Source organism: Streptomyces sp. WM4235 (assembly GCF_001279725.1).
GTDB lineage: Bacteria > Actinomycetota > Actinomycetes > Streptomycetales > Streptomycetaceae > Streptomyces.
The window spans coordinates 18,049-41,087 of sequence record NZ_LGDE01000338.1 but is presented as its reverse complement, the minus strand read 5'-3'; the positions used below and the strand labels follow the sequence as shown (position 1 = coordinate 41,087).

Annotated in this window: 21 protein-coding genes; 13 read left to right on the top strand and 8 right to left on the bottom strand. The window is 71.3% G+C overall.

Annotation, left to right across the window (positions count from 1 at the left end):
• Positions 1-154: 154 nt before the first annotated feature.
• Positions 155-418: a WhiB family transcriptional regulator gene (locus tag ADK55_RS21985; RefSeq protein WP_003983763.1), complete on the bottom strand. Its 264-nt coding sequence runs from the start codon at positions 416-418 to the stop codon at positions 155-157.
• A gap of 718 nt (positions 419-1,136) precedes the next feature.
• Between ADK55_RS21985 and ADK55_RS21980 the strand changes: the two genes are divergently transcribed.
• From ADK55_RS21980 to ADK55_RS21970, 3 genes are all read left to right on the top strand, one after another.
• Positions 1,137-1,628 (top strand): cysteine dioxygenase, encoded by a 492-nt coding sequence (locus ADK55_RS21980; RefSeq protein WP_053681347.1) that lies wholly within the window; start codon positions 1,137-1,139, stop codon positions 1,626-1,628.
• Between the two features lie 80 nt (positions 1,629-1,708).
• Positions 1,709-2,668, top strand: a complete 960-nt coding sequence (gene cofD / locus ADK55_RS21975) for a 2-phospho-L-lactate transferase (RefSeq protein ID WP_053681302.1) — start codon at positions 1,709-1,711, stop codon at positions 2,666-2,668.
• Positions 2,665-3,960 (top strand): coenzyme F420-0:L-glutamate ligase, encoded by a 1,296-nt coding sequence (locus tag ADK55_RS21970; protein WP_053681299.1) that lies wholly within the window; start codon positions 2,665-2,667, stop codon positions 3,958-3,960. The genes cofD and ADK55_RS21970 overlap by 4 nt, the downstream gene beginning before the upstream one ends.
• 110 nt (positions 3,961-4,070) lie before the next feature.
• Here the strand turns inward: ADK55_RS21970 and ADK55_RS21965 are convergent, their stop codons facing one another.
• Positions 4,071-5,072, bottom strand: a complete 1,002-nt coding sequence (locus tag ADK55_RS21965; protein ID WP_053681297.1) for a DNA-3-methyladenine glycosylase family protein — start codon at positions 5,070-5,072, stop codon at positions 4,071-4,073.
• Positions 5,073-5,366: 294 nt separating this feature from the next.
• Positions 5,367-6,791, bottom strand: coding sequence for a peptidoglycan recognition protein (locus ADK55_RS21960; RefSeq protein WP_053681344.1), 1,425 nt, complete (start codon positions 6,789-6,791; stop codon positions 5,367-5,369).
• 138 nt (positions 6,792-6,929) lie between these two features.
• Between ADK55_RS21960 and ADK55_RS21955 the strand changes: the two genes are divergently transcribed.
• The 4 genes from ADK55_RS21955 to ADK55_RS21940 all read left to right on the top strand — a co-directional run bounded on the left by ADK55_RS21955 (position 6,930) and on the right by ADK55_RS21940 (position 12,896).
• Entirely contained in the window at positions 6,930-7,679 is a 750-nt protein-coding gene (locus ADK55_RS21955) for a TIGR03089 family protein (RefSeq protein WP_053681295.1), read from the top strand.
• Between the two features lie 219 nt (positions 7,680-7,898).
• Entirely contained in the window at positions 7,899-9,113 is a 1,215-nt protein-coding gene (locus ADK55_RS21950) for an LCP family protein (RefSeq protein WP_053681293.1), read from the top strand.
• A 222-nt stretch (positions 9,114-9,335) separates the two neighbouring features.
• On the top strand, positions 9,336-11,075 hold the full coding sequence (locus tag ADK55_RS21945) for an LCP family protein (RefSeq protein WP_053681291.1): 1,740 nt from the start codon (positions 9,336-9,338) through the stop codon (positions 11,073-11,075).
• A gap of 141 nt (positions 11,076-11,216) precedes the next feature.
• Positions 11,217-12,896, top strand: coding sequence for an LCP family protein (locus tag ADK55_RS21940; protein ID WP_385262897.1), 1,680 nt, complete (start codon positions 11,217-11,219; stop codon positions 12,894-12,896).
• Between the two features lie 106 nt (positions 12,897-13,002).
• On the opposite strand, the gene ADK55_RS21935 is transcribed toward ADK55_RS21940, so the two are convergent.
• Positions 13,003-14,043, bottom strand: a complete 1,041-nt coding sequence (locus ADK55_RS21935; RefSeq protein WP_053681289.1) for a glycosyltransferase family 2 protein — start codon at positions 14,041-14,043, stop codon at positions 13,003-13,005.
• Positions 14,044-14,254: 211 nt separating this feature from the next.
• On the opposite strand from ADK55_RS21935, the gene ADK55_RS21930 reads away from it, so the two are divergent.
• On the top strand, positions 14,255-15,757 hold the full coding sequence (locus ADK55_RS21930) for an LCP family protein (RefSeq protein ID WP_234350193.1): 1,503 nt from the start codon (positions 14,255-14,257) through the stop codon (positions 15,755-15,757).
• 72 nt (positions 15,758-15,829) lie between these two features.
• Here ADK55_RS21930 and ADK55_RS21925 read toward each other — a convergent pair whose 3' ends face one another.
• Complete coding sequence (locus ADK55_RS21925; RefSeq protein WP_053681285.1) at positions 15,830-16,402, bottom strand: acyl-CoA thioesterase; 573 nt, start codon at positions 16,400-16,402, stop codon at positions 15,830-15,832.
• Positions 16,403-16,508: 106 nt separating this feature from the next.
• Here ADK55_RS21925 and ADK55_RS21920 point away from each other — a divergent pair, with 106 nt between their 5' ends.
• Complete coding sequence (locus ADK55_RS21920) at positions 16,509-17,858, top strand: LCP family protein (RefSeq protein ID WP_078999263.1); 1,350 nt, start codon at positions 16,509-16,511, stop codon at positions 17,856-17,858.
• Positions 17,859-17,997: 139 nt separating this feature from the next.
• Here the strand turns inward: ADK55_RS21920 and ADK55_RS21915 are convergent, their stop codons facing one another.
• Positions 17,998-18,816, bottom strand: a complete 819-nt coding sequence (locus ADK55_RS21915; RefSeq protein WP_053681283.1) for a polyprenol monophosphomannose synthase — start codon at positions 18,814-18,816, stop codon at positions 17,998-18,000.
• 88 nt (positions 18,817-18,904) lie between these two features.
• A complete protein-coding gene (locus tag ADK55_RS21910; protein ID WP_053681281.1) occupies positions 18,905-19,987 on the bottom strand; it encodes a sugar phosphate nucleotidyltransferase in 1,083 nt (360 codons plus the stop codon).
• Positions 19,988-20,315: 328 nt separating this feature from the next.
• On the opposite strand from ADK55_RS21910, the gene ADK55_RS21905 reads away from it, so the two are divergent.
• Both ADK55_RS21905 and ADK55_RS21900 read left to right on the top strand, forming a co-directional pair.
• The gene (locus ADK55_RS21905; protein WP_234350192.1) at positions 20,316-20,816 is read left to right on the top strand and encodes a DUF5753 domain-containing protein; all 501 of its coding nucleotides are present in this window, start codon (positions 20,316-20,318) and stop codon (positions 20,814-20,816) included.
• A 124-nt stretch (positions 20,817-20,940) separates the two neighbouring features.
• Positions 20,941-21,156 carry a hypothetical protein gene (locus ADK55_RS21900; RefSeq protein ID WP_159041508.1) on the top strand — a complete coding sequence of 72 codons (216 nt, stop codon included), beginning with the start codon at positions 20,941-20,943 and terminating at the stop codon, positions 21,154-21,156.
• Positions 21,157-21,244: 88 nt separating this feature from the next.
• Here ADK55_RS21900 and ADK55_RS21895 read toward each other — a convergent pair whose 3' ends face one another.
• On the bottom strand, positions 21,245-21,721 hold the full coding sequence (locus tag ADK55_RS21895) for a hypothetical protein (protein WP_053681277.1): 477 nt from the start codon (positions 21,719-21,721) through the stop codon (positions 21,245-21,247).
• 196 nt (positions 21,722-21,917) lie between these two features.
• Here ADK55_RS21895 and ADK55_RS21890 point away from each other — a divergent pair, with 196 nt between their 5' ends.
• The gene (locus ADK55_RS21890) at positions 21,918-22,769 is read left to right on the top strand and encodes a DUF5753 domain-containing protein (RefSeq protein WP_053681274.1); all 852 of its coding nucleotides are present in this window, start codon (positions 21,918-21,920) and stop codon (positions 22,767-22,769) included.
• Positions 22,770-22,777: 8 nt separating this feature from the next.
• Positions 22,778-22,969 carry a hypothetical protein gene (locus tag ADK55_RS21885; protein WP_053681339.1) on the top strand — a complete coding sequence of 64 codons (192 nt, stop codon included), beginning with the start codon at positions 22,778-22,780 and terminating at the stop codon, positions 22,967-22,969.
• The last annotated feature ends 70 nt before the right edge of the window (positions 22,970-23,039 follow it).

Genomic DNA, 23,039 nt, shown 5'->3' with positions numbered 1-23,039 from the left:
GTTCGTCCTGCGGTTCGGCGCGCGGTTCCGGACGGGGCGGATCCGCGGGTGGATCGTACTGCGGGCCGGTCTTCGGGAGGGTCGGCGGCCGGTGTGCCGGCGGATATGAGGTGCGTGGTGCCGTCGGCGCCGGGCAGCCGGCGCGCGGTGCGCCTCAGACCGCCGCCTTCTTCAGGCGACGGCGCTCACGCTCGGACAAACCGCCCCAGATACCGAAGCGTTCGTCGTTCGCGAGGGCGTATTCGAGGCATTCGGAGCGGACCTCGCAGGCGAGGCAGACCTTCTTGGCTTCGCGGGTGGAGCCGCCCTTCTCGGGAAAGAAGGACTCGGGGTCGGTCTGGGCGCAGAGTGCGCGCTCCTGCCATCCGAGCTCCTCGTCCGCCTCCTCGACCAGCAGTTCCTGAAACAGCTCGGTCATGTGCGCCCCTCGCTCTGTCTGTGCGTCCCCGTGGTGTTGCCGTCACTGATCGCTACGTAACGACACGAGTGAAATTACAAGTGGGGGGCTCCAGCGCAGTCAAGCCGAGATCTGCTATTGGGCCCCTTATTCACTCTGCGGAACCAAGCGTATGCAGTAAGTGTTCATATCGCCAAAAATCGTGACACATGCCACTGGCCTGAAAGCAGCGCCCGAAACGGCACCCCGCCCTCACCCGTAGCCGACGTGACACCGAGTGACGTGGTTGCGATCCGTCCCGAGATGCGGCGCGGATCACAGTCAGGTCACGAGTGGCGTCAGTTGGTTTGAATTCCGATTGACACGACTCTCGGGGCGGCACATGCCCCGGTCCCCACTGCACAAACCTTTCTCCGGACGCAGTAACCGGATGAGGTGAAACTTTTGCCTCAAACCGGACATTGGGTTGACAGTCCGACCCATCGCCGGTTCTCCTTGTACGCATGTCAGCGCCCGCAGTCGCCACCTGGACCCCCATTCGTGGGTTCCTGCGCGCTGCCCAGGTTCGCTGTTGCTGTTGCAGCTGTTGATGCCACCGGAGCCACGGCTCCCCTGAGCACCGGCTCCCCACAGCAACCGCCAGCACGACTGACATCCGTCGAGGACTCCCCCGATGAACAGCACCACCGCCCCGCACCCCACCGCCGCGGCCCCCGCCGTTCCCTCCTTCGCGACGCCCATGGTCGAGAGCGACCTCCAGATCGCCGGCGACATCCTCTCCGTACAGCACCTCCTCCAGCCGGCCCGCGAACACCCGACCACCGTCGCCGAGTTCGTGGGCCTCGCCCGTTCCATCGCCGCGAACCGCGCCGAGTGGGAACACCTGGTCCAGTACGACGCCACCACCCGCTGGTACCACCGACTGCGCACCGGCCCCGGCTACGAGGTGTGGCTGCTCAGCTGGGTCCCCGGACAGGGCAGCGGCCGGCACGACCACGGCGGCTCCTCCGGCGTCCTGACCGTCCTGGACGGCGAACTCACCGAGCACGCCCCGCGCGGCCCGCTGACCCTGCGCGCCGGGTCCCAGCGCGTCTTCGCCCCCGGCTACGCCCACGAGGTCGTCAACGACACCCTCGACGGGGCGGTCAGCCTGCACGTCTACTTCCCCGGCCTCACCGAGATGCCGATGCACAGCTGCTCCCCGGCCAGGCCGGAGGCCCTCTCCGTCTGATCGACGGACGCCCGACCCGCTCCGCCCGTCACCCGACCACCGCCCCTCGACGGGCGGCCCGCGGCTGACAGACTGTCCGCATGCGCATTGTTGTTCTGGCCGGCGGTATCGGCGGCGCCCGTTTCCTCCGCGGACTCAAGTCGGCGGTTCCCGAGGCGGAGATCACGGTCATCGGCAACACCGGTGACGACATTCACCTGTTCGGGCTGAAGGTGTGCCCCGACCTGGACACCGTGATGTACACCCTCGGCGGTGGCATCAACGAGGACCAGGGTTGGGGACGCACCGACGAGTCCTTCACCGTCAAGGAGGAACTCGCGGCGTACGGGGTCGGACCCACCTGGTTCGGCCTCGGCGACCGCGACTTCGCGACCCACATCGTCCGTACCCAGATGATCGGCGCGGGCTACCCGCTCAGCGCCGTCACCGAGGCCCTCTGCGACCGCTGGCAGCCCGGGGTCCGGCTGCTGCCCATGTCCGACGACCGGGTCGAGACCCACGTCGCCATCACCGAGCCCGGCTCCGGCGAGCGGCGCGTCATCCACTTCCAGGAGTACTGGGTCAAGATGCGCGCCGCGGTGGACGCGGAGGCCGTCGTACCCGTGGGCGCCGAGCAGGCCAAGCCCGCGCCCGGCGTGCTGGAGGCCATCGCCGCCGCCGACGTCATCGTCTTCCCGCCGTCCAACCCGGTGGTCTCCGTCGGGACCATCCTCGCCGTGCCCGGCATCCGGGAGGCGGTGGCCGCCGCCTCGGCCCCCGTCGTGGGCCTCTCCCCCATCGTCGGGGGCGCCCCCGTGCGCGGGATGGCCGACAAGGTGCTGGCCGCCGTGGGCGTCGAGTCCACCGCCGCGGCCGTCGCCCTGCACTACGGCACCGGCCTGCTCGACGGCTGGCTGGTGGACACCGCCGACGCGGCGGCCGTCGCGGAGGTCGAGGCCGCCGGGATCACCTGCCGTGCGGTGCCGCTGATGATGACCGACCTCGACGCCACCGCGGCGATGGCCCGGGCGGCGTTGGAGCTGGCGGAGGCCTCCCGGTGACCGTTCCCTCCTACGAGGTGCGGGCCGTCCCCGGGATCCCCGAGGTCGCCCCGGGCGACGACCTGGCCGCGCTGATCGCGGCGGCCGAACCGGGGCTGCGCGACGGGGACGTCCTGCTGGTCACCTCGAAGATCGTGTCCAAGGCGGAGGGCCGGATCGTCCGGGCCGATTCCCGCGAGGACGCCATCGACGCGGAGACCGTGCGCGTGGTCGCCCGCCGGGGCGCCCTGCGGATCGTCGAGGACCGCCGCGGACTGGTGATGGCGGCGGCCGGCGTGGACGCCTCGAACACCGCCCCTGGCACGGTGCTGCTGCTCCCCGAGGACCCGGACGCCTCGGCGGCCGCGATCCGCGAGGGGCTGCGGGCCGCGCTCTCGGTGGACGTCGGCGTGATCGTGACGGACACCTTCGGGCGCCCCTGGCGCTCCGGGCTCACCGACGTGGCGATCGGCTCGGCCGGCGTACGGGTGCTGGACGACCTGCGCGGTGGCGTGGACGCTCACGGGAACCCGCTCAGCGCGACGATAGTGGCCACGGCGGACGAACTGGCCGCGGCCGGCGACCTGGTCAAGGGCAAGGCCTCGGGCCTTCCCGTGGCCCTCGTGCGCGGGCTGTCGCACCTGCTCGGCGAGGGATCCTCGGCGGCCGACCTGGTCCGCCCGTCCGTCGACGACATGTTCCGGCTGGGGACCTCCGAGGCGGTACGGGAAGCCGTGACGCAGCGGCGCACCGTACGGGCCTTCACGGACGAGCCGGTGGACCCGGGCGCGGTCCGCCGGGCGGTGGCGGCGGCCGTGACGGCCCCGGCCCCGCACCACACGACGCCGTGGCGGTTCGTCCTGCTGGAGTCCGCCGCGGCACGGCTGGAACTCCTGGACGCGATGCGGGACGCGTGGATCGACGACCTGCGGCGGGACGGCAAGTCCGAGGAGTCCGTCGCGAAACGGGTGCGGCGCGGCGACGTGCTCCGCAACGCCCCGTACCTGGTCGTGCCGTGCCTGGTCATGGACGGGGCGCACGACTACGGGCACGCGCGCCGGGACGCGGCGGAGCGGGAGATGTTCGTGGTCGCGATGGGCGCGGGCGTCCAGAACTTCCTGGTCGCGCTGGCCGGCGAACGGCTGGGCTCCGCGTGGGTGTCCTCGACGATGTTCTGCCGGGACGTGGTGCGCAAGGTGCTGGCGCTCCCGGAGGACTGGGACCCGATGGGGGCGGTGGCCGTGGGCCACGCCGCCGCGGCCGCGGCGGAGCGGCCCGCGCGGTCGGCCTCCGCGTTCGTCGAGGTGCGCTGAGGCCGCGCCGGTGCCTGGAAGGGGGAGGGGTCGCGGGGAGACCGCGGCCCCTTTCCTCGTACCCGGGGTGCGGCGCGCACCGGGGTGGGGGGTCGGCGCCGGGGTGGGGGTCAGAGGCGGCCGATGTCCGTGCGCGGCATCTTCGGCGTGCGGCGGGGCGGGACGCGGCCGGCCAGCAGGATGAGGCGGGCCGCGCGGTGGCGCTGGCCCTCGTACGGGGCGAGGAGTTCCAGCATGGCCGCGTCGTCCGCGTCCCGGTCCCCGGCGAGGGCGTAGCCGACGATGCCCGGCAGGTGGAGGTCCCCGGTGGTGACCGCGTCGGCGGCGCCGTTGCTGCGCTGGAGGGTCTCGGCGGAGGTCCACGGGCCGATGCCGGGTACGGCCTCCAGCCGCCGGGTCGCCGTGGCGAGGTCCATGGCGACGGCCTCCTCCAGCCGGTTCGCGACCCGGGCGGCGCGGACGATGGTGGCGGAACGCTTCGAGTCGACGCCGGCCGTGTGCCAGTCCCAGGACGGGATCATGGCCCAGACTCGGGCCGTCGGCATCACGTACAGGTCCGGGCGCGGGCCCGGTGCGGGCTCGCCGTGGCGGCGGACCAGCCGGCGCCAGGCGCGGTAGGCCTCGTCGGTGGTGACCTTCTGCTCCAGGACGGTCGGGATCAGCGACTCCAGGACCAGCCCGGTCCGGGTCAGGCGCAGTCCGGGACGGCGGCGGTGGCTGGCGTGCACGAGCCGGTGCCGGGGCACGAAGGCGGCGGGGTCGTCGGCGGCGCCGAGGAGTTCGGGCAGCCGGTCCAGGATCCAGTCGGCGCCCGGCCCCCAGGCCTCGGCGCCGACGTTGCCGTCGGCGCCGGCGACACGGAGGGTGGCGGGCCCGTCGGGGGTCCGGCTGGTCTTCCACACCGAGCCGTCGGGGCTGGTGCGGAAGGTGGGGTCGGCGGGGCCGCGCCTGAGGGGGCCGAGGGTGAGACCCAGGTCGACGGGTCCCTCGGGGACCCATACCCGGCTCCGGGCGTCGGTCGCCTCCCCCGCCGGGTGGCCCCGGCCCGCGGGCACGTCGGTGCGGCCGCCGCGGATCGCGGTGCGGGTGAGGGGGTCGAAGCGGCCGGCCATGCCTTTGAGCGTAGCCGGGTGGGGGGTGGGGCGGGGCCGGGCCGTTTGCGGGCCCCCGGCCCTGTGGGAGGGCCGACACCCCGGCCCCGGCCCCGGCCCCGGGCGGCGGGCGGCGGTCGGCCGGGGCCGTGCGGCGCCGTGGCGCGGAGCGGCCCCGGCTGCGCCGGGCTTTCGGGGCTCCGCCCCGGACCCCGCGCCTCAAACGCCGGCGAGGCTGGATCGGCCCGGCCCCGGTGCGTCCGAACCCTGGCGGCCGGACCACCCGCGAGGCTGGATCGGCCCGGCCCGGGTGGGTCAGCGGCCCTGGAGTTTGGCCGCTGAGGTTCGGGCCGGGGGGAGTTTGCCGTAGAGGAGGCGGCCCGGGCATTCCGTGGCGAAGCCGTCGCGGTGGCCCGAGATGACGTTGAGCTTCACGTTGCGGCCCTTGGCGTACAGGTTGCCGCCGCCCGACTTCAGGGTGGCCTTCGCCCGCGGGTCCGCCCCGAAGAGGCCCAGCTTCCAGGCCGTGAGGCGGGCGACCGCGTTGACCGAGGCGGCCGGTGGGGTCGTGGAGGTGTACGAGCCGATCACCGCGATGCCCATGCTGTCGGTGTTGAAGCCCATGGTGTGGGCCCCGAGCACCGGCTTGGCGACGCCGCCCGCCCGGCCCTCGTAGACGGTGCCGCACTTGTCGACGGCGAAGTTGTAGCCGATGTCGCGCCATCCACTGCTGACCACGTGGTAGCGGTACAGGCTGCGCAGGACCGCGGGGGCGTCCTTGCAGGCGTAGTTGTTGCCGGAGGCGGTGTGGTGGACGAAGGCGGCCTTGACGGTCTTGGTGTAGACGAAGCCCTTCTCGCGCAGGCCCTCGTCCGCGCCCCAGCCCTTTCGGGTGACGATGCGGGGGCGCGGCCCGATGTACGGGCGCCCCGCGGCGGCGAGGGACTCGTCGGCCAGGACGGCGTCCGCGGTGGAGTCGGCCTTGTTGAGTTCGGTGATCTCGTCGGCGCCGATCGGGGCGAGCGGGACGTTGGCGGAGGAGGACTCGGCCATCTCCATCGTCATGCCGGGGAGGAGGACGGGTTCGCCCTTGTCGTCGCCCTCGGGGTCCTCGTCCGGGTCGTCCTTCGGACCGGCGTTCTTTCCGTCGATGGTGATCGGCGGCGTCTGCGCGCCCGGGTCGACGAGTTCGATCCGCATCCCGGACGGGAGGCGGGACGGGGCGCGGGTGGTGGTGGCGCCCGTCTCGGCCTGGACGCGGACCTCGACGCCGTCGGACTCGCCGACCCACAGGGGGGCGGTGCTGCCGCGCACGCGGCCGGATCCGCGTTCCACCGCGTCGGGGTCGGCGGCGTGTTCGCTGTTGTGGGTCTCGACGTCCTGCCAGCCGGACCAGGTGGACGTCTTCACGGAGCGGGTGCGGACCTGGACCCGGCCGAGGAGTTGGGTGCTCGCGTCGTCCCAGACGACGCCGACCAGCGAGAACGTCTTGACCTCCCGAGCGGTCAGGCCCCGCGCCTCGGGGAGGCGCGGCGAGGTGCTCGTGCCGGGGGTGGCGGTGGCGCGGTCCGCCGTCGGGCCGAGCGGGACGAGCCGCAGTGACTGGGTGGACCCCGCGGGGTCCGCGGGGGCGACCGCCCCCGCGGAGGGGGTGGCCAGGGCGGGAGTGGGGAGCGCGAGCGGCATGGCCAGCGCGGCGGCCGTCGCGACGCCGATCGAGGAAGCAAGGAATGCACGCATGAAAAGATGCTCGGCACGCTCACCGGCGCGCGCCATCGGAGAACTGACGCCCCGTCCGGTACGACGTCGATACCCCTCCCCCGTACGGGGGAGTCCGGGGCCGCCGTACGGAGGAGGGCGCCGCGTACCCTGTGGCGGGTGAACGCCACTGACCGCACCCCTGCCGACCTGCTGCGATCCGCGCTCGCCGCCGATCCGGGCCGCCCGCTCGTCACCTTCTACGACGACGCCACGGGCGAGCGCGTCGAATTGTCCGTCGCCACCTTCGCCAATTGGGTGGCCAAGACCGCCAATCTGCTCCAGGGCGACCTGGGCGCGGAGCCCGGCGACCGGCTCGCGCTGCTGCTTCCCGCGCACTGGCAGGGCGCCGTGTGGCTGCTCGCCTGCGCCTCCGTCGGGGTGGTCGCGGAGGTGGGCGGGGATCCGGCCGCCGCGGACCTCGTCGTGACCGGTCCCGACACGCTGGAGGAGGCCTCCGCGTGTGGTGGGGAGCGGGTCGCGCTCGCCCTGCGTCCGCTGGGCGGCAGGTTCCCGCAGCCGCCCGCCGGGTTCGCGGACTACGCGGTGGAGGTTCCGGGGCAGGGCGACCGGTTCGCCCCGTTCCAGCCGGTGGACGCCGACGGTCCGGGGCTGGTGGTGGGCGGCGAGGAGCTCTCGTACGCGGACCTGGTCGCGCGCGCCCGCGAGGACGCGGCCAAGCTCGGCCTCGGCGAGGGTTCCCGGGTGCTGTCCGGTCTGGGGTACGACACCTGGGAGGGGTTGTCGGCCGGTCTCTTCGCGCCGCTGGCCTCGGGCGGGTCCGTGGTGCTGTGCCGGAACCTGGACCGGCTCTCCGAGGGCGGGCGGGCGCAGCGGGTGGAGAGCGAGCGGGTCACCCACACCGTCTGAGTCTCCCGCGCCGCCCGGGTTCCGTCGCCCCTTCCGGACCCCTCGGCGTGGTCCGGCCCCCTCACCCGCGCCGCACCGCGCCCACATCGAGCGATTTGTCACCCGTTCGGCCCTTTACAAGGGGTCGCCCCCGGGCCGCCTCGGCGACTCGGGGGCAGGATCGGCTCAGGCCACATCCACCCGTGCGGCCTCCCGGTACGGCGAGGGGACGGAACGCCAGTGACGGACAGCGCAGGCATACCGGGCGGCACCGACGCGGCCGGGGGGCCCCGGAAGACCCCGCACGGCCGCAGGCGCCGACTGCTGCGCCGGGCCGGGCTGGGGGTGGCCGTGCTGGTGCTCGCGGGGGCGGCCGGCGGCTGGTGGGCCTACCACAAGCTCGACGGGAACATCACCGAGGACAGCTCCGCGGCCGCCGAGCTGGAGCGGTACGAGCGGGAGCGCCCGACGCACCTCGCGAACGGCTCCCAGAACATCCTGCTGATCGGCTCGGACTCGCGCTCCGGCAAGGGCAACGCGAAGTACGGGCCGGATCGCGGCACCCAGCGCTCGGACACCGTGATCCTGCTGCACCTGCCGGCCGACCGGAAGAGCGCCGCGGCGGTCTCGATCCCCCGGGACCTGATGACGGACGTGCCGAGTTGCCTCAAGGGTGACGGGCAGCGCACCCGCGAACAGCTCGCGCAGTTCAACTGGGCCTTCGAGTGGGGCGGCGCCGCCTGCACGATCCGTACGGTCGAGAAGCTCACCGGGATCCGGATCGACCACCACATGGTGGTGGACTTCAGCGGCTTCAAGCAGATGGTGGACGCCGTCGGCGGGGTGGAGGTCTGCCTCGGGCGGCCGGTGAACGACACGGAGGCCAAGCTGAGGCTGCCGGCCGGCCGGAACCTGCTCCGGGGCGAGCAGGCCCTCGGTTTCGTGCGGGCCCGCCACAGCCTGGGCAACGGCAGCGACACCGACCGGATGGAGCGGCAGCAGCAGTTCCTCGGTTCGCTCGTGAACAAGGTGCAGAGCAACGGGGTGCTGCTGAATCCGACGCGGCTCTACCCGGTGCTGAACGCGGCGACGTCCTCGGTGACCACGGACCCGGGGCTCGCGTCACTGCGGGGGCTGTACGAACTCGTGCGGGGCGTAAGGAACATACCGACCGAACACATAACGTTCCTCACGGTTCCTCGCCGACCATATCCTTCCAATCCGAACCGCGACGAACTGGTACAACCCGAGGCCGGTCGACTGTTCGGACAACTGCGCGCGGACAAGCCCCTGAAGGTGACTCCCCCGTCGCCGATGGAGGAGCGGGAGCGCAACGAGCGCACCTCGCACACCCGAACGTCGTCCCCCGAACCCCGTCCCAGCGGAACCGGCACGGGCCCCTCACCCGTCCCCACCTTCACGGGAACCACCGCGGACGCCGCGAACTGCCGGTAAAGCAATCCAAAAGGCCGGTGCCGAACCAGGCCGGTTGGGCGATTTGGGGCGTTATAAGGGGAGTGGAATTTGTCACCAGCATGGTTTGCGGTTGACCTGGCCGGATAGGGTGAGCGATCCGGTGCACCGGCCAGCAAAGAGGCCTTGCACCAGCAGCCGGACGTTGACCGTGCGCCTTGGGGGAGGCGCATCGCGAGGCACCGACGGAGGATTCGAGCAACCGTGGATGCGCAAAGCCGTGGGCGGGCAGACGAGATCGACCCCGCAGACCAGTGGGTTCTCAACCCTCGCACCGGCAACTACGAACTGCGACTGGGCGATTCCGTTGCGCAGCAACAGAAGCCTTCCGTCGCCACCCCCCGCAGATCCCGTACGACCCGTCCCGCTCCCCCGGGAACAGGCACCCCCGCGACACCCGGAGTCCCGAAGCCGCGCCGCGGCGACGGGCCGCCCGGCGGTCGACGCGGCGGGCGTTCCCGCAAGGCCGGCGGCAGGGGCCCGAGCAAGCGCAAGAAGCGGCTCGCGATCACCGGCGGCACGCTGGCGTTCCTGCTGCTCGGCGGCTCGCTGGCGGGGTACCTCTACTACCAGCACCTGAACGGCAACATCAACGTCATCAACACCCCCGGCGCGAGTTCGGGCACCTTCAGCAAGGGCCGCGCGATCAACATCCTGGTGATCGGCACCGACAAGCGCAGTGGCGCGGGCAACGAGGGCTACGGGGACTCGGGGAGTGTCGGGCACGCCGACACCACGATCCTCTTCCACGTGTCGAAGGACCGTTCCAACGCGACGGCGCTGTCCATCCCGCGTGACCTGATCACCGACATCCCGGCGTGCAGTTCGCAGCAGCCGGACGGTTCGGTCAAGCAGGTGCCCGCCGAGAAGGGCACCCGCTTCAACACCAGCCTGGGGCAGTCGGGCCGGGACCCGGGCTGCACGATGAGCACGGTCAAGAACCTGACCGGCGTCCCGGTCGACCACTTCATGATGGTCGACTTCAACGCCGTGAAGAACCTGAGCACGGCCGTCGGCGGCGTTCCGGTGTGCGTGGAGAAGGACGTCAACGACAAGGACTCCAAGCTCAACCTCAAGGCGGGCGAACACCGGTTGCAGGGCGAGCAGGCGCTGGCGTTCGTACGGACCCGGCACGCCTTCGGCAACGAGAGCGACCTGGACCGCATCCAGACGCAGCAGCAGTTCCTCGGCTCGATGATGCGCGAGATGAAGTCCAAGGAGACGCTGACCAGCCCGAAGAAGTTCTTCTCCCTCGCGGAGGCGGCCACCAAGTCGCTGAGCGTGGACCAGGGCATCGGTGGCATCAAGCAACTCACCTCACTTGCGGGCGAGTTGAAGGGCATCGATCTGCAGAACATCACCTTCACCACCTTGCCGGTGCTCGACAACCCGGCCGAGCCGGCGAACCGCAAGGCGACGGTCGTCCTCAACAACACGCTGGCCAAGCCGCTGTTGGAGATGATCCGGGGCGACGTCTCCCTCACGGAGGTCAAGGCGGCGAAGGCCGCGGCCGACAAGGAGGCCAAGACCAAGGAGGACGCCCAGCTCCAGGGCGCCCGCTCACCCGCCGGGGACGTCCGGGTGGACGTCTTCAACGGCGGTGGCCCCTCCGGTTCGGCGCAGACCACGCTGAACTGGCTGCAGAACAGCAAGGGCGTGAACAAGGCCGCCAACCGGGGCAACGCGCCGTCGAAGGTGGCCACCACGCAGCTGGAGTACGCCCCCGACCAGGCCGACCAGGCGCGGGCGTTGGCGGACATGATGGGGCTGTCGGCCTCGGCGCTGAAGGTGGGCACGGCGGACTCCGGGGGCAAGACGCCGATGAAGCTCACGCTCGGTTCGGACTTCAAGGAAGCGGGGAGCCCGTTGACCGCGGCCGCCCCCCAGAAGGCGCCCGAGGGTCTCCAGCGGGTGGAGGCGGACAAGGCCGTCTGCGCCAAGTAGGGCACGCGCACGCTCCGGCGAACGGCCGCCACACCGGCGGCCGTTCGCCGACACACCGGCCACCACCGCCGCACCACGGGCGGTGGCGGCCGGTGGGACCGGCAGCACACCGACCAGCAGTGATCTTTAGGGGGGGTACACGTGGGGCACAGCAGCGTGCGTGGGGAGGGGGCGCCCGACCAGGCCGTCGGTGGCATACCCGACGGTGCGGGGGCCTCGGGCGGCAGCGTGCCCCCGCCCCGGTCCGGCTCGGGTGGTTCCCGGGGCTCGGGTCACCGGGCGGCCCCCGTCAGGCGCCGCAGACGGCGCGTGCTGTTCTGGGTGGCCGCGGTCCTGGCGTTCCTGATCCTCGCGACCGCCGCGGCCGGCTACCTGTACTACCGCCACCTCGACGGCAACATCCGCAGTGGCCAGCGGCTGAGCGGCGAGAGCGGCGTGGAGAGATCCGAGGCCAACGCCGACGGGCAGCGCCCGCTGAACATCCTGCTCCTCGGTTCCGACAGCCGGAACAAGCCGGAGAACCTCGAACTCGGCGGTCACCGCGACAGTGTCGGCTCTCCCCCGCTCGCCGACGTGCAGATGCTCCTGCACGTGTCCGCCGACCGGCAGAACGCCTCGGTGGTCAGCGTCCCGCGCGACACCCGGGTGGACATACCGGAGTGCACGGATCCGAAGACCGGCGAGAAGTTCAAGAAGACCAACGCGATGATCAACGAGACCCTCGGGCGCGGGGGTCCCGGCTGCACCCTCGCCACCTGGGAGAAGCTGACCAACATCTACATCGACCACTGGATGACGATCGACTTCTCCGGTGTGGTGCAGATGGCCGACGCGATCGGCGGCGTCGAGGTCTGTGTGAAGAACAACGTCTGGGACCGGCCCCTGCCCACCGCCGGCGGCGGTTCGGGCCTCAAGCTCAAGGCCGGCAAGACGAAGGTCAAGGGCGAGCAGGCGCTCCAGTGGCTGCGCACCCGGCACGCCTTCAGCAGCGACCTCGGCCGGGCGCAGGCCCAGCACATGTACATGAACTCGATGATGCGCGAGTTGAAGGGGCAGAACGCGTTCACCGACGTCGGTCGGATCACGGCGCTGGCCGAGGCGGCGACCAAGGCGCTGGAGGTGTCCGAGGAGATCGGCTCGGTCAAGAAGCTGGGCTCCCTGGCGATGCAGCTCAAGAACGTGCCGACCAACCGCATCACGATGACCACGATGCCCACGCTCCAGGACCCGCTGGACGTCGACCGGCTGGTCGTGAACCCGACGGACGCCGACAAGCTGTGGACGATGGTCCGCAAGGACGTGCCCTTCGACAAGAACGGCGCCCCGCAGGCCCCCGAGGGCGCGAAGCCGTCCGGCCCGGCGTCGCCTCCGGCCTCGCCGGGCCCGGAGCCCTCGAAGGCTCCGGTGACCGCGCCCGACAAGGTCAACGTGTCCGTGGTCAACGGCACGGGCGCCGGCATGCCGCTGGTCAACGGGCGGGCCGGCGCCGTCGCGCAGGCACTCGTGGGCAAGGGTTTCACCGCCGCCAAGGCGGCGTCCGGGCTCACCCCGGAGAAGACCACCGTGATCCGCTACCCGAGTGCGGACCTGGCGGACGAGGCGCGGAGCGTCGCGGCCGCGCTGGGCGTCCCGGACACGTCGGTACAGCTGTCGGCCGAGGTGTCGCGGATCACCGTGATCGTGGGCGCCGACTGGCGCGAGGGCGCCGCCTACCCGCGGCAGGCGCCGCCGGAGGCCGGGGCGGTCCCGGAATCGGCCGAGGCGATCAACGGCTCGGACAGCGACGCCTGCATGGACGTGTACAAGCCGTACCGCTGGTGAACCGTGCCGCCGCCCCGCGCGAGCGGGGCGGCGGCACGGAAAAGGGGTGACCCGGTCCGCGAGGGACCGGGTCACCCCTTTCGGGTTTCCGTGGGCCGGTTCGGGCTCAGACTTCCGCGGTGTCCCGGCGCACCGACGGGCGGCGGCTCGCGATGACCTTGTTCGCGAGCGCCCGCGGGCTGGTCAGGAAGCCGAAGCCCCAGCACATGTGCATGGTGGCGAGGGCGACGGGGATCTGCGCCCGGGCCTTGAGCGAGAGCCCCTTGCCGGCCGGCAGGGAGCCCGCGACGATCGCCGCGAGGTAGCCCGCCGGGACCACGAGGGCCCAGGGCGTGACGGCCACGCCGGCGACCACGCCGGCCGCGATGGCGCAGACGGCGGTCGGAGGGGCGAGGTAGCGCAGGTTGATGGAGCCCGAGTGGTAGCGGGCCACGACGTGGCGCCAGCGCCCGTAGTCCTTGTACTGCTTGGCGAGGGCCCGCACGGAGGGCCTCGGGCGGTACTGGACCTTCAGCTCGGGCGAGAACCAGATGAGCCCGCCGGCCTCGCGGATGCGGAAGTTCAGCTCCCAGTCCTGGGCGCGGATGAACTCCTCGTTGTACCCGCCCTGCTGTTCCAGGGCCTCCCGGCGGAAGACGCCCAGGTAGACGGTCTCGGCCGGGCCGGCCTCGCCGCCGGTGTGGAACGCCGCGTTCCCGACGCCGATCTTCGAGGTCATCGCCGCGGCGACGGCGTCCTCCCAGGCGTTCTCGCCCTCGGCGTGCATGATGCCGCCGACGTTCTGCGCGCCGGTCTCCTCCAGGAGGCGTACCGCGGTGGCGATGTAGTTCGGGGAGAGCATGCCGTGGCCGTCGACGCGCACCACGATGGGGTGGCGCGAGGCCTTGATGGCGGCGTTGAGGGCGGCGGGGGTGCGGCCGGTGGGGTTCGGGACGGTGTGTACGCGCGCCCGGGGATGGGAGGCGGTCTCGCGTACGAGCTCGGCGGCGATCTCGTCGGTGCGGTCCTCGGACGGCCCGAGCGCGATCACCACCTCCATCTCGCCCGCGTACTCCTGTCCGAGGATGTGGCGGACGGAGTCGCGCAGATGGCGCTCCTCGTTGAGCACCGGCATGATCACCGAGACTGCGGGCTGCTGGGCGGGCATGTGGTCCTTCAAGGTCGGGTATCGGTGTCACGTTACCGCGTACGGGGGAACCGGGTGCGCGGCGAACGGGCGGTACGGACAGATGCTGATCGTATGGGCCTACTGTTCTGACGATCTGCCAAATCGGTCGCCATCCCCACTTAGCCGACTTTTCACCACAGAAGCCCCGGCAGCCCCAGCCGTTCCGGTCGTCCCCGCGGAGGTGTCCCCCGTGCCCCAGCCGCACCGCCCCACCCGTCCCGCCAGGCCACAGCAGTCGCAGCGCACGTCGCGTCGCGGTGGCGGTGGTCCGGCGCGCCGGCGGAGGGACAAGCCCCGGTGGGGTGTGCGGCTCGCGGCCGGGGTGTCGATCGTGGTGCTCGGCTCCGGGGCGGTCGGACACGCCGTGATGACGGGCTTGGACACGGGGATCGAACGGGTCGACCCGTTCAAGGACATGAAGAACCGCCCCCAGGCCGGGCACGGGGTGAACTTCCTGCTGGTCGGCACGGACGGCCGGGAGAAGATCACCCCGGAGGAGAAGCGGGAGTACCGCCTCGGCGGCGCCCCCTGCCACTGCACCGACACGATCATGCTGGTGCACCTGTCCGCCGACCGGGAACGGGCCAGCGTGATCAGCCTCCCCCGGGACAGCTACGCCGAGGTCCCCGCCCACCGGGACCTGACCACCGGCAAGGACCACAAGGCGCACGGGGTGAAGCTCAACGCGGCCTACGCGGAAGGCGGCCCCAACCTGACCGTCCGCACCGTCGAGAACATGACCCGGGTGAAGATCGACCACTACCTGGAGGTCGACTTCACCAGCTTCATGAGGACCGTCGACGCGATGGGCGGCGTGGACATCTGCACGGCGAAGGCCATGCGCGACGCCAACACCGGCCTGGACCTGCTGCCCGGCACACACCGGCTGACCGGCGGGCAGGCCCTGCAGTACGTGCGCTCGCGCCATGTGGACGGCGCCTCCGACCTGGGCCGGATGCAGCGCCAGCAGCGGTTCGTGGCCGCGCTGATCAAGCAGGCCACCGGCGGCGGGGTGCTGCTGAACCCGGTGAAGTTCAAGGAGGTCAGCTCGACCCTGCTGGGCTCGGTCCGGGCCGACGAGGGCTTCGGCTCGGAACAGATGCTGGCCCTGGGACAGGCGATGCGCGAGTTCACGCCCTCGTCCTCGGAGTTCGCCTCGGTGCCGATCGGCGACCCCTCGTACAGCGTCAAGGGCATCGGCTCGACCGTGAAGTGGGACCAGGCGAAGGCGGCGAAGCTCTTCGACTCGGTGCGCCGGGACCAGCCGCTCCAGCCCGTCCGCCCCGGTCGCCCCGCCCGACAGCCCGCGGTGGCGGTGGACGTGCCTCCGGCGCAGATCCGGGTCCAGGTGGAGAACGGCACCCGGATCGACGGGCTCGGCGGGCGCGTCGACGAGGGCCTGCGGGCCACCGGCTTCGACACCACCCGGGCCCCGGGCAACGGCGCCAGCCGGGAGGTCAAGCGCACGGTCGTGTCGTACGACCCCCGCTGGGACCGCTCGGCCCGCACCGTGTCGACCGCACTGCCCGGGAGCGAACTGCGGGCGGTCGCCGGGCAGGGACGGACGGTGCTGGTGATCGCGGGCGCGGACTACAAGAAGGTGGTGCCGGTCCGGGCGGAGGACCCGTACCAGGGCGGAGCGACGGCGGTGGTCACCGGTGACCAGGTGGTGTGCGCGAAGCCGGGGCAGTAGCGCCGGGGCCGGGCCGCCGTGGCCGCCGCGCCCCGGGCTCCACCCGGGACGGCGCCCGGGTGGTGGCGGACGTCACTCGTCGAGGCCCTCGGCGGAGCGGCGCGCGCGCAGCTCCGTGATGGCCTGCCGCCGGGCCAGCCGGTGGGTGCGCCGGATCTGCGCCTCCTGGTAGCGGCGCTCGTCCTGTTCCGTCTCCGGGAGGACCGGCGGGACGGTGCGGGGCTTGCCCTCGGCGTCGACGGCCGCGAACACCAGGTAGGCGCTGCCGACCTGGGTGGCGGGCGTGGACTCGTTCCACCGCTCCGCGAGGACCCGTACGCCGATCTCCATGGAGGAGCGGCCGGTCCAGTTGCACTGGGCGCGGACGTGGACCAGGTCCCCGACGCGGACCGGCGCGAGGAAGGCCATCTCGTCCATGGAGGCGGTCACGGCGGGACCGCCCGAGTGCCGGCCGGCCACGGCGCCGGCGGCGTCGTCGACCAGTTTCATGATCACGCCACCGTGCACCGTGCCGAGCAGGTTGGTGTCGTTCGCGGTCATGATGTGGCTGAGGGTCGTCCGGGAGGCTGATGTGGGCTTTCCCTCAGGCTCGCCCGCAGGCTCGCCCGCCTTATCGCCCGCCGTATCGCCCGCTGTGTCTGTCATATGGACACCTTAAAGCGGTATCGGAAGCATCAGCTCTGCAACAGCACCGGAACGAAGTGCGCCCCGGACTGTCGGGCGACACGCCGGGGCGTGCATTCTTGTCCGCATGAATGACTGGCCAGAAGGGTGGACCGGAGACCGCGACGACCGCGGTCGCCGGGACGACGGGTACGGACGCGGCAGCGCTCAGGCGCAACCGGAGGGTCCGCAGCGGATGCGGCACATCCAGCGGCAGCAGCCCGCTCGGCCCCAGGTGCCGCCGCCCACGCGGCGCCCCGGCACGCCCCCTCCGCCGGCGCAGTCCCCCGCGTACGGGGTGCCCCCGCAGGCACAGAACCCGGACGGGTACGGCTACGACAGCGGCTACAACACCGGCCAGGTCTACGGGGCACCCGCGGAAGCCCCCGGTGGTCCCGGCGGCGGCGACGGCCGGCCCCCGGCCGGCCCCGGCAGGCCGGGCCGCTCCCCCGGCCCGGCGCCGAACCGCGCCCGACAGATCAAGATCGGCGCGATCGTCCTGGTCTCCGCGCTGCTGGCCACCGGCATCGGCACCTACTTCTGGGCCGACTCCAAGGTGCGCCGCGAGGTCGACCTGTCCAAGGTCATCGAGCGGCCGAAGGAGGGCGACTGCACGACGTACCTCATCGTGGGGTCCGACAGCCGTGAGGGCATGTCCGCCGAGGAGAAGAAGAAGCTCCACACCGGCTCCGCCGAGGGCAAGCGCACGGACTCCATGATGATCCTCGCGAAGTGCTCCAGCGGGAACACCATGGTCTCCCTGCCGCGCGACTCGGACGTGGAGATCCCCTCCTTCGTCGGCTCGCAGTCCGGCAAGACGTTCAAGGGGCAGGGCCGGCGGGTCAAGCTCAACGCCGCCTACGCCGAGGACGGACCGGAACTGCTCGTGCGGACGGTGGAGTACAACACCGGTCTGCGCATCGACCACTACGCCGAGATCGGCTTCGCCGGATTCGCGAACATCGTCGACGCGCTGGGCGGCGTGGAACTCGACATCGAGAAGGGCTTCAAGGACGAGAAGTCCGGGGCCGACTTCAAGGCGGGCAAGCAGACCCTCAACGGAGAGCAGTCTCTGGCCTTCGTCCGCACCCGGTACGCGTTCGCCGAGTCGGACCTCCAGCGGACGAAGAACCAGCAGAAGTTCCTCTCCTCGCTGGCGAGTCAGGCCGCCACTCCGAGCACGGTCCTCAACCCCTTCCAGCTGTACCCGGTGATGGGCGCCGGTCTGGAGACGCTGATCGTGGACGAGGACATGTCCCTGTGGGACATGGGCCAGATGTTCTTCGCGATGAAGGGCGTCAGCGGCGGCGAGGGCGTGTCGATGAACATGCCGATCTCCGGACAGCGCGGCGGCAACCTGGTCTGGGACAAGGCCAAGGTGAAGCAGCTCGTCCAGCAGATCCAGAAGGACGAGAAGGTCACCGTCCAGTCGCGCTAGGCGGGACGATTCCGGGGGCGCTCCAGGCTCGCTCCCGCTCCACGTCGACTCCTCGTCCGCTCCACATCGACTCCTCGTCCGCTCCGCCGGTCAACGGCTGGGCGGACGGGCGGAGTCGCCAATCGCCAATCGCTACTCGCTACTCGCCGGAGCGGGCGCGGAGCATCCACGGCATGGCGATGGATTCCAGTTGGACGGCGAGGTTCATCTTGGACTCGCCGATGGTGCGGTCCTCGAAGTGGATCGGAACCTCCACCACCTGGAACCCGCGGCGCAGGGCGAGGTACTTCATCTCGACCTGGAAGCTGTAGCCGGCGCTGCCGATCGACGCGAGGTCGATCGCCTTCAGCGCGTCGGCGCTCCACAGGTTGAAGCCGCCCGTGATGTCGCGGACGCGGGTGCCGAGGATGGTGCTCGCGTAGGCGTTGGCCCAGCGGGACAGCAGCTTGCGGTGCGCGCCCCAGGCGTCGGAGAGGCTGCCACCGGGAACGTACCGACTGCCGACGACCAGGCCGGCGCCGGTGGAGCGGGCCACGCCGAGCAACTCGGCGATCTTGGCGGCCGGGTGGGAGCCGTCGGCGTCCATCTGGAGCACGTACGCGGCGCCCTCCTCGACGGCCCGGGTCATGCCGGCGGCGTAGGCGCGGCCGAGGCCGTCCTTCGCGGTGCGGTGCAGGACCGACATGCGCGGTTTGCCGTCCTCGGTGAGGAAGCCCTCCGTCAGCTCGTCGGCGATCCTGCCCGTGCCGTCGGGCGACGAGTCGTCGACGACCAGCAGGCGCAGGCCCGGCTGGTCGAGGCCCATCAGCAGCTCGACCATGCCCGGCAGGTTGCCCGCCTCGTTGTAGGTGGGCATCACCACGGTGAGCGGGGTCCGCGCCCATGCGTCGGGGAGCCGCGTGGACGCGGCGTCGTCCGCGGCGTCGGCCGCGCGGGAAGTCTGCTGCTCGGCCGTCACCGGGGTCGCCTCACTGGGATTGCCTTACTGGGGTTGGCTCACGGGGTTGTCGACTCGCCGGCGTCGGTCAGCGGTCAGCGGTCAGCGGTCAGCGGTCGGAGGAGAAACGCACGGAGGCGGAGGGCAGTTCGGCCTCGCACCACACCCGCGCTCCCGCGCGGAGTTCGTTGTCGGCCCCGACGATCGCGCCGTCTCCGACGACCGCGCCGTCCAGCACCGTGCGCGTACCGACCGAGGCGCCGGCGCCGACCAGGCTGGCGGTCACGTGGGTGTCCGAACCGATGACCGCGCCGTCCATCAGGATGGAGCCGTGGACGATCGCGCCCGACGCGACACGGGCGCCGGCCCCGACGACCGTACCGCCCGACAGCTTGGCCCCGTCGGCCACGTGGGCGCCCGGCAGGACGAGGGACTCGCCGCGGGGACCGGGAACGGCCGGGGAGGAGACGATGCCGCGGACGAGGTCGGCGGAGGCCTGGACGAAGGACTCGGGCTTGCCGAGGTCCAGCCAGTACGTGTCCTCGGTGACGCCGTGGAGCTTCGCCCCGGAGGTGAGCAGGCCGGGGAACGTCTCGCGCTCGACGGACACGGCGCGGTCGGCCGGAATGGAGTCGATGACGCTGCGGCGGAAGACGTAGCAACCGGCGTTGATCTGGTCGGTGACGATCTCTTCGGGGGTTTCCGGCTTCTCGGTGAAGGCCAGCACCCGCCCGTCGGGGTCGGTGGGCACCAGGCCGAAGGCCCGGGGGTCCTCGACCCTCACGAGGTGCAGGGTGACGTCGGCGTCGGCCTCGCGGTGGGAGTCGACGAGGCCGGCGATGTCCAGGCCCGTGAGGATGTCGCCGTTGAAGACGAGGACGGACGTGTCCGGGCCGCCGGTGAGGCGTCGGGCGGCGTTGCGGATGGCGCCGCCGGTGCCCAGGGGCTCGTCCTCGACGACGTATTCGAGGCTGACGCCGAAGTCCGACCCGTCGCCGAAGTAGGGCTCGAAGACCTCGGCGAGATAGCAGGTGGCCATCACGATGTGCGTGACACCGGCGGCCGCGGCCCTGGCTATCTGATGGGCGAGGAACGGGACACCCGCGGCCGGCACCATCGGTTTGGGGGTATTCACCGTCACAGGGCGCAGACGCGTCCCCTGCCCGCCAACAAGCAGGATCGCTTCCGTCATTGTGTCTCCCCAACCGATTCGGGCGTACGAGGGCACAAATTTAGCCCATCGGGGGCCTGACGAAGGCCGGAGACGGCAGGTGGGACCGCCTGCGGCTCAATGTCGTCCTCAGGGCGGGTCGCGAGCCCAGACGATGCGCTGGACCTGGGTGGTTTCCTCGTGGATCGGAGTGCTTTACGGCACACCTCACTCCGGGCCGCGCGGGCACCCTCGCGGAGGAGCTTGTCCGGGTTTCCTTCTTCATCGCCTGCCTGCCCCTCCGGTCCACGGGATGCGCAGGGCGCAAGAGGAAGTCGTTCCCCTGTATGAGGGAACCCGTCATTTCCGTGTGTACTGCTCCAACGTCGTCCCGGGGATGCTCCAGACGGAGGGGTACGCGGCAGCTCTGCTGTCCACCATCGCCGCCTTCCAGGGAACTCCGGACGACTCGGAAGCAGCAGCCGCGTCCCGGGTTGAGCGTTCACGCGTCCTCCATGAGGGCGACCACCGGTTCGGCCTGCTCTTGGAGGAAACGGTGCTCCGCTACCGCATCGGCGACGACGCCACGATGGCCGGCCAACTCGGCTACCTGCTGGCGCTCATGGCCCTGCCCAATGTCAGCCTGGGAGTGATCCCCTTCACGGCTCAGAGGCTTGTCTGGCCGTTGGAGGCCTTCTACCTGTTCGACAGCCGGCAGGCGAGCGTCGAACTACTGACGGCCGCCGTGAACGTCTCGGCGCCGAGCGAGGTCGCCACCTACGCGAAAGCCTTCTCCGAACTGTCCAAGATCGCCGTTCACGGTGGTCCCGCCCGCGCTTTGATCTCGGAAGCGATCACCGCTCTCGGATAGTTCTCATGCAAGCCCGTGCAACATCGGCGTCACCGACGCGTGGTTCAGGTGGTGCGACGCGGATGACGACAGCGGCGAGGCCACCTTGTGGTTCTTCGCCGATGACGGCAGGTCGTGGGCGACCGTGGAGTACGTCCCGGACGCGCGGACGTACGAGGTGGAGCAGTACGGCCCCCGGGCGCTGTGGGACGAGGTGCGCGAGGCGTTCCTGCGCTGGCACGACCTGGGGAAGCCGGAGCGGTCCCGCTTCGGCCTGTCGGTCGATGTCGATGTCGATGGCGACGGCGACGGCCGGCGGGTCTGGCTGGACGACCCCGCCGGCGCCGTCGGCCGTCTGTGACTGTGAACCTTGGGACGAGGCCCCCGCTGCGGCGGGGGCTTTCCGCGTTGACGCGGCTGTGCGGCTGTGCGGCTGCGCGGCTAGGCGGCTAGGCGGCTGCGCGGTACGGCAGCGTGGCCCAGGTCCGGGTGCCGCCGCCGGGTTCCCGGGCCGGGCCGAAACCCCATTCCCCCTCGCAGTCACGTACCAATGCGGCGAGGACCCTCAGATGCCCTCGCCGGCGAGCCTCGCAGAGCGCGGCGAGGCGGGGGTGCGGGTGCGCCGCGTGGGCGTCGTAGACGATCAGGCGGAGCGAGTCGTCCCGGTAGCGGACGGAGAGGTACAGGCCGTCTCCCGGGCTGCTGTGCCAGCCGGCGGCCATGAGTTCGCCCGTCACCTGGGCGGCGACCGCCACGAGTGCGTCCAGGCGGTGCGTCCGGAGCACCGACGCGACGGTCCTGCGCGCGAGGGCCGCGCTGTAAGGCTCACCGGGGAGGGTGAGGCTGTAGCTGAGGGCGGAAGGGGAGGGTGGCGCGTACGAGGTGGGGGCGGGCTCTGCGTGGCAGGCGGTGACGGTTGCGGACATCGCTGACTCCTTGGGTGAGCGGGAGGCGTGGCCTGTCGGTTCGTTCTGTCGGTGGGCAGGGCGAACCGGTGCGCTTCAACTCCCTTGCGTGAGCGCTGCATCACAAAGCGTAGGACATGGGGTGGTTAATACACCACCACTTCAGTGACACTCTGATCACCTTGGTTCTTTGGAGGCGTCACGGCAGACTGCGGGTATGCCACCGAGAACGACACCGACGTACCGACAGACGAGGCTGGGTGCCGAACTGCGACGGATGCGGATGGCGGCCGGAATGACGGCCGACGCCGCCGCGGCGCTCCTGGGCCTGGACCGGGGGAAGATCTCCAACATCGAGTCCGGCGTCCGGACGCTCAGCGCAGACCGGCTGCGCACCCTGGCCGACAACTGTTCGTGCACGGACGCGGCTTACGTCGACGCGCTGGTGGACATCGCGCAGCCCCGCTCGCGTGGCTGGTGGGACGAGTATCGAGGGAAGGTGCCACCAGGTCTTCTCGACATCGCCGAACTGGAGTGGCACGCCACTCGACTACACACGGCCCAGACCGTACACATTCCCGGCCTGCTCCAGACCGAGGACTACGCGCGCGCCATCTTCGGTGCGGTGCTGCCGGAACTTCGCCGTCTGGACGTGGAGTTGCGAGTTGCCCAGCGCAATGCTCGGCAACAGGTCCTTGAAGGCGGCAAATTGACCCCGTACGTCGGCTACGTCCATGAAGCAGCCCTACGCATGCAGTTCGGTGGTCGAGCAGCCACGCGGCGCCAGCTTCAGTTTCTGAACGATCAGGGCGAACGGGAACACATCACGCTCCGAGTGCTGCCGGTCGAGTTGGGGATCTTTCCGGGCGCCGGCAACGCCGTGCTCTACGCCGAAGGCCCCGTCAAGGCCCTCGATACGACTCAACTCGATACCGCGCACGGCCCTGTCTTCATGCACGCAGAAGCCCAGTTGGCCAAATACTGGAGTCATCTGGAGTGGATGAACAAGGCGGCGCTGTCCCCTCAAGGGTCCCGCGAGTTCATCCACACGATCGCCACGGACCTGTGAGGAACGTCGTGCACGACATCGACTGGGAAGACGCCTTCTGTGGAGAGGGCAACAACTGCTACCGCATCGGCACCGACGCGGACGGGAACAGCTACATCGCCGTCGCCGGCCAGGAGAACACCTACCTCAGCGACAGCGGCGACGCTCTCCGGCAGCTGATCCGGGACATCAAGGCAGGCAAGGCCGACCACCTGCTCTGAGCCCGGGCGGGCGTCACGACGGCCCCGGCGCGCGTCGTGCCGGGGCCGTCGTGGGACGTCGTCGTGGAAC

Coding starts and splice junctions, on each gene's coding strand:
- ADK55_RS21960 (WP_053681344.1), bottom strand. CDS start 6,791: ATGCGTGCATTCCTTGCTTCCTCGATCGGCGTCGCGACGGCCGCCGCG.
- cofD (WP_053681302.1), top strand. CDS start 1,709: ATGCGCATTGTTGTTCTGGCCGGCGGTATCGGCGGCGCCCGTTTCCTC.
- ADK55_RS21985 (WP_003983763.1), bottom strand. CDS start 418: ATGACCGAGCTGTTTCAGGAACTGCTGGTCGAGGAGGCGGACGAGGAG.
- ADK55_RS21890 (WP_053681274.1), top strand. CDS start 21,918: ATGCCACCGAGAACGACACCGACGTACCGACAGACGAGGCTGGGTGCC.
- ADK55_RS21910 (WP_053681281.1), bottom strand. CDS start 19,987: ATGACGGAAGCGATCCTGCTTGTTGGCGGGCAGGGGACGCGTCTGCGC.
- ADK55_RS21925 (WP_053681285.1), bottom strand. CDS start 16,402: ATGACAGACACAGCGGGCGATACGGCGGGCGATAAGGCGGGCGAGCCT.
- ADK55_RS21920 (WP_078999263.1), top strand. CDS start 16,509: ATGAATGACTGGCCAGAAGGGTGGACCGGAGACCGCGACGACCGCGGT.
- ADK55_RS21980 (WP_053681347.1), top strand. CDS start 1,137: ATGGTCGAGAGCGACCTCCAGATCGCCGGCGACATCCTCTCCGTACAG.
- ADK55_RS21935 (WP_053681289.1), bottom strand. CDS start 14,043: ATGCCCGCCCAGCAGCCCGCAGTCTCGGTGATCATGCCGGTGCTCAAC.
- ADK55_RS21965 (WP_053681297.1), bottom strand. CDS start 5,072: ATGGCCGGCCGCTTCGACCCCCTCACCCGCACCGCGATCCGCGGCGGC.
- ADK55_RS21895 (WP_053681277.1), bottom strand. CDS start 21,721: ATGTCCGCAACCGTCACCGCCTGCCACGCAGAGCCCGCCCCCACCTCG.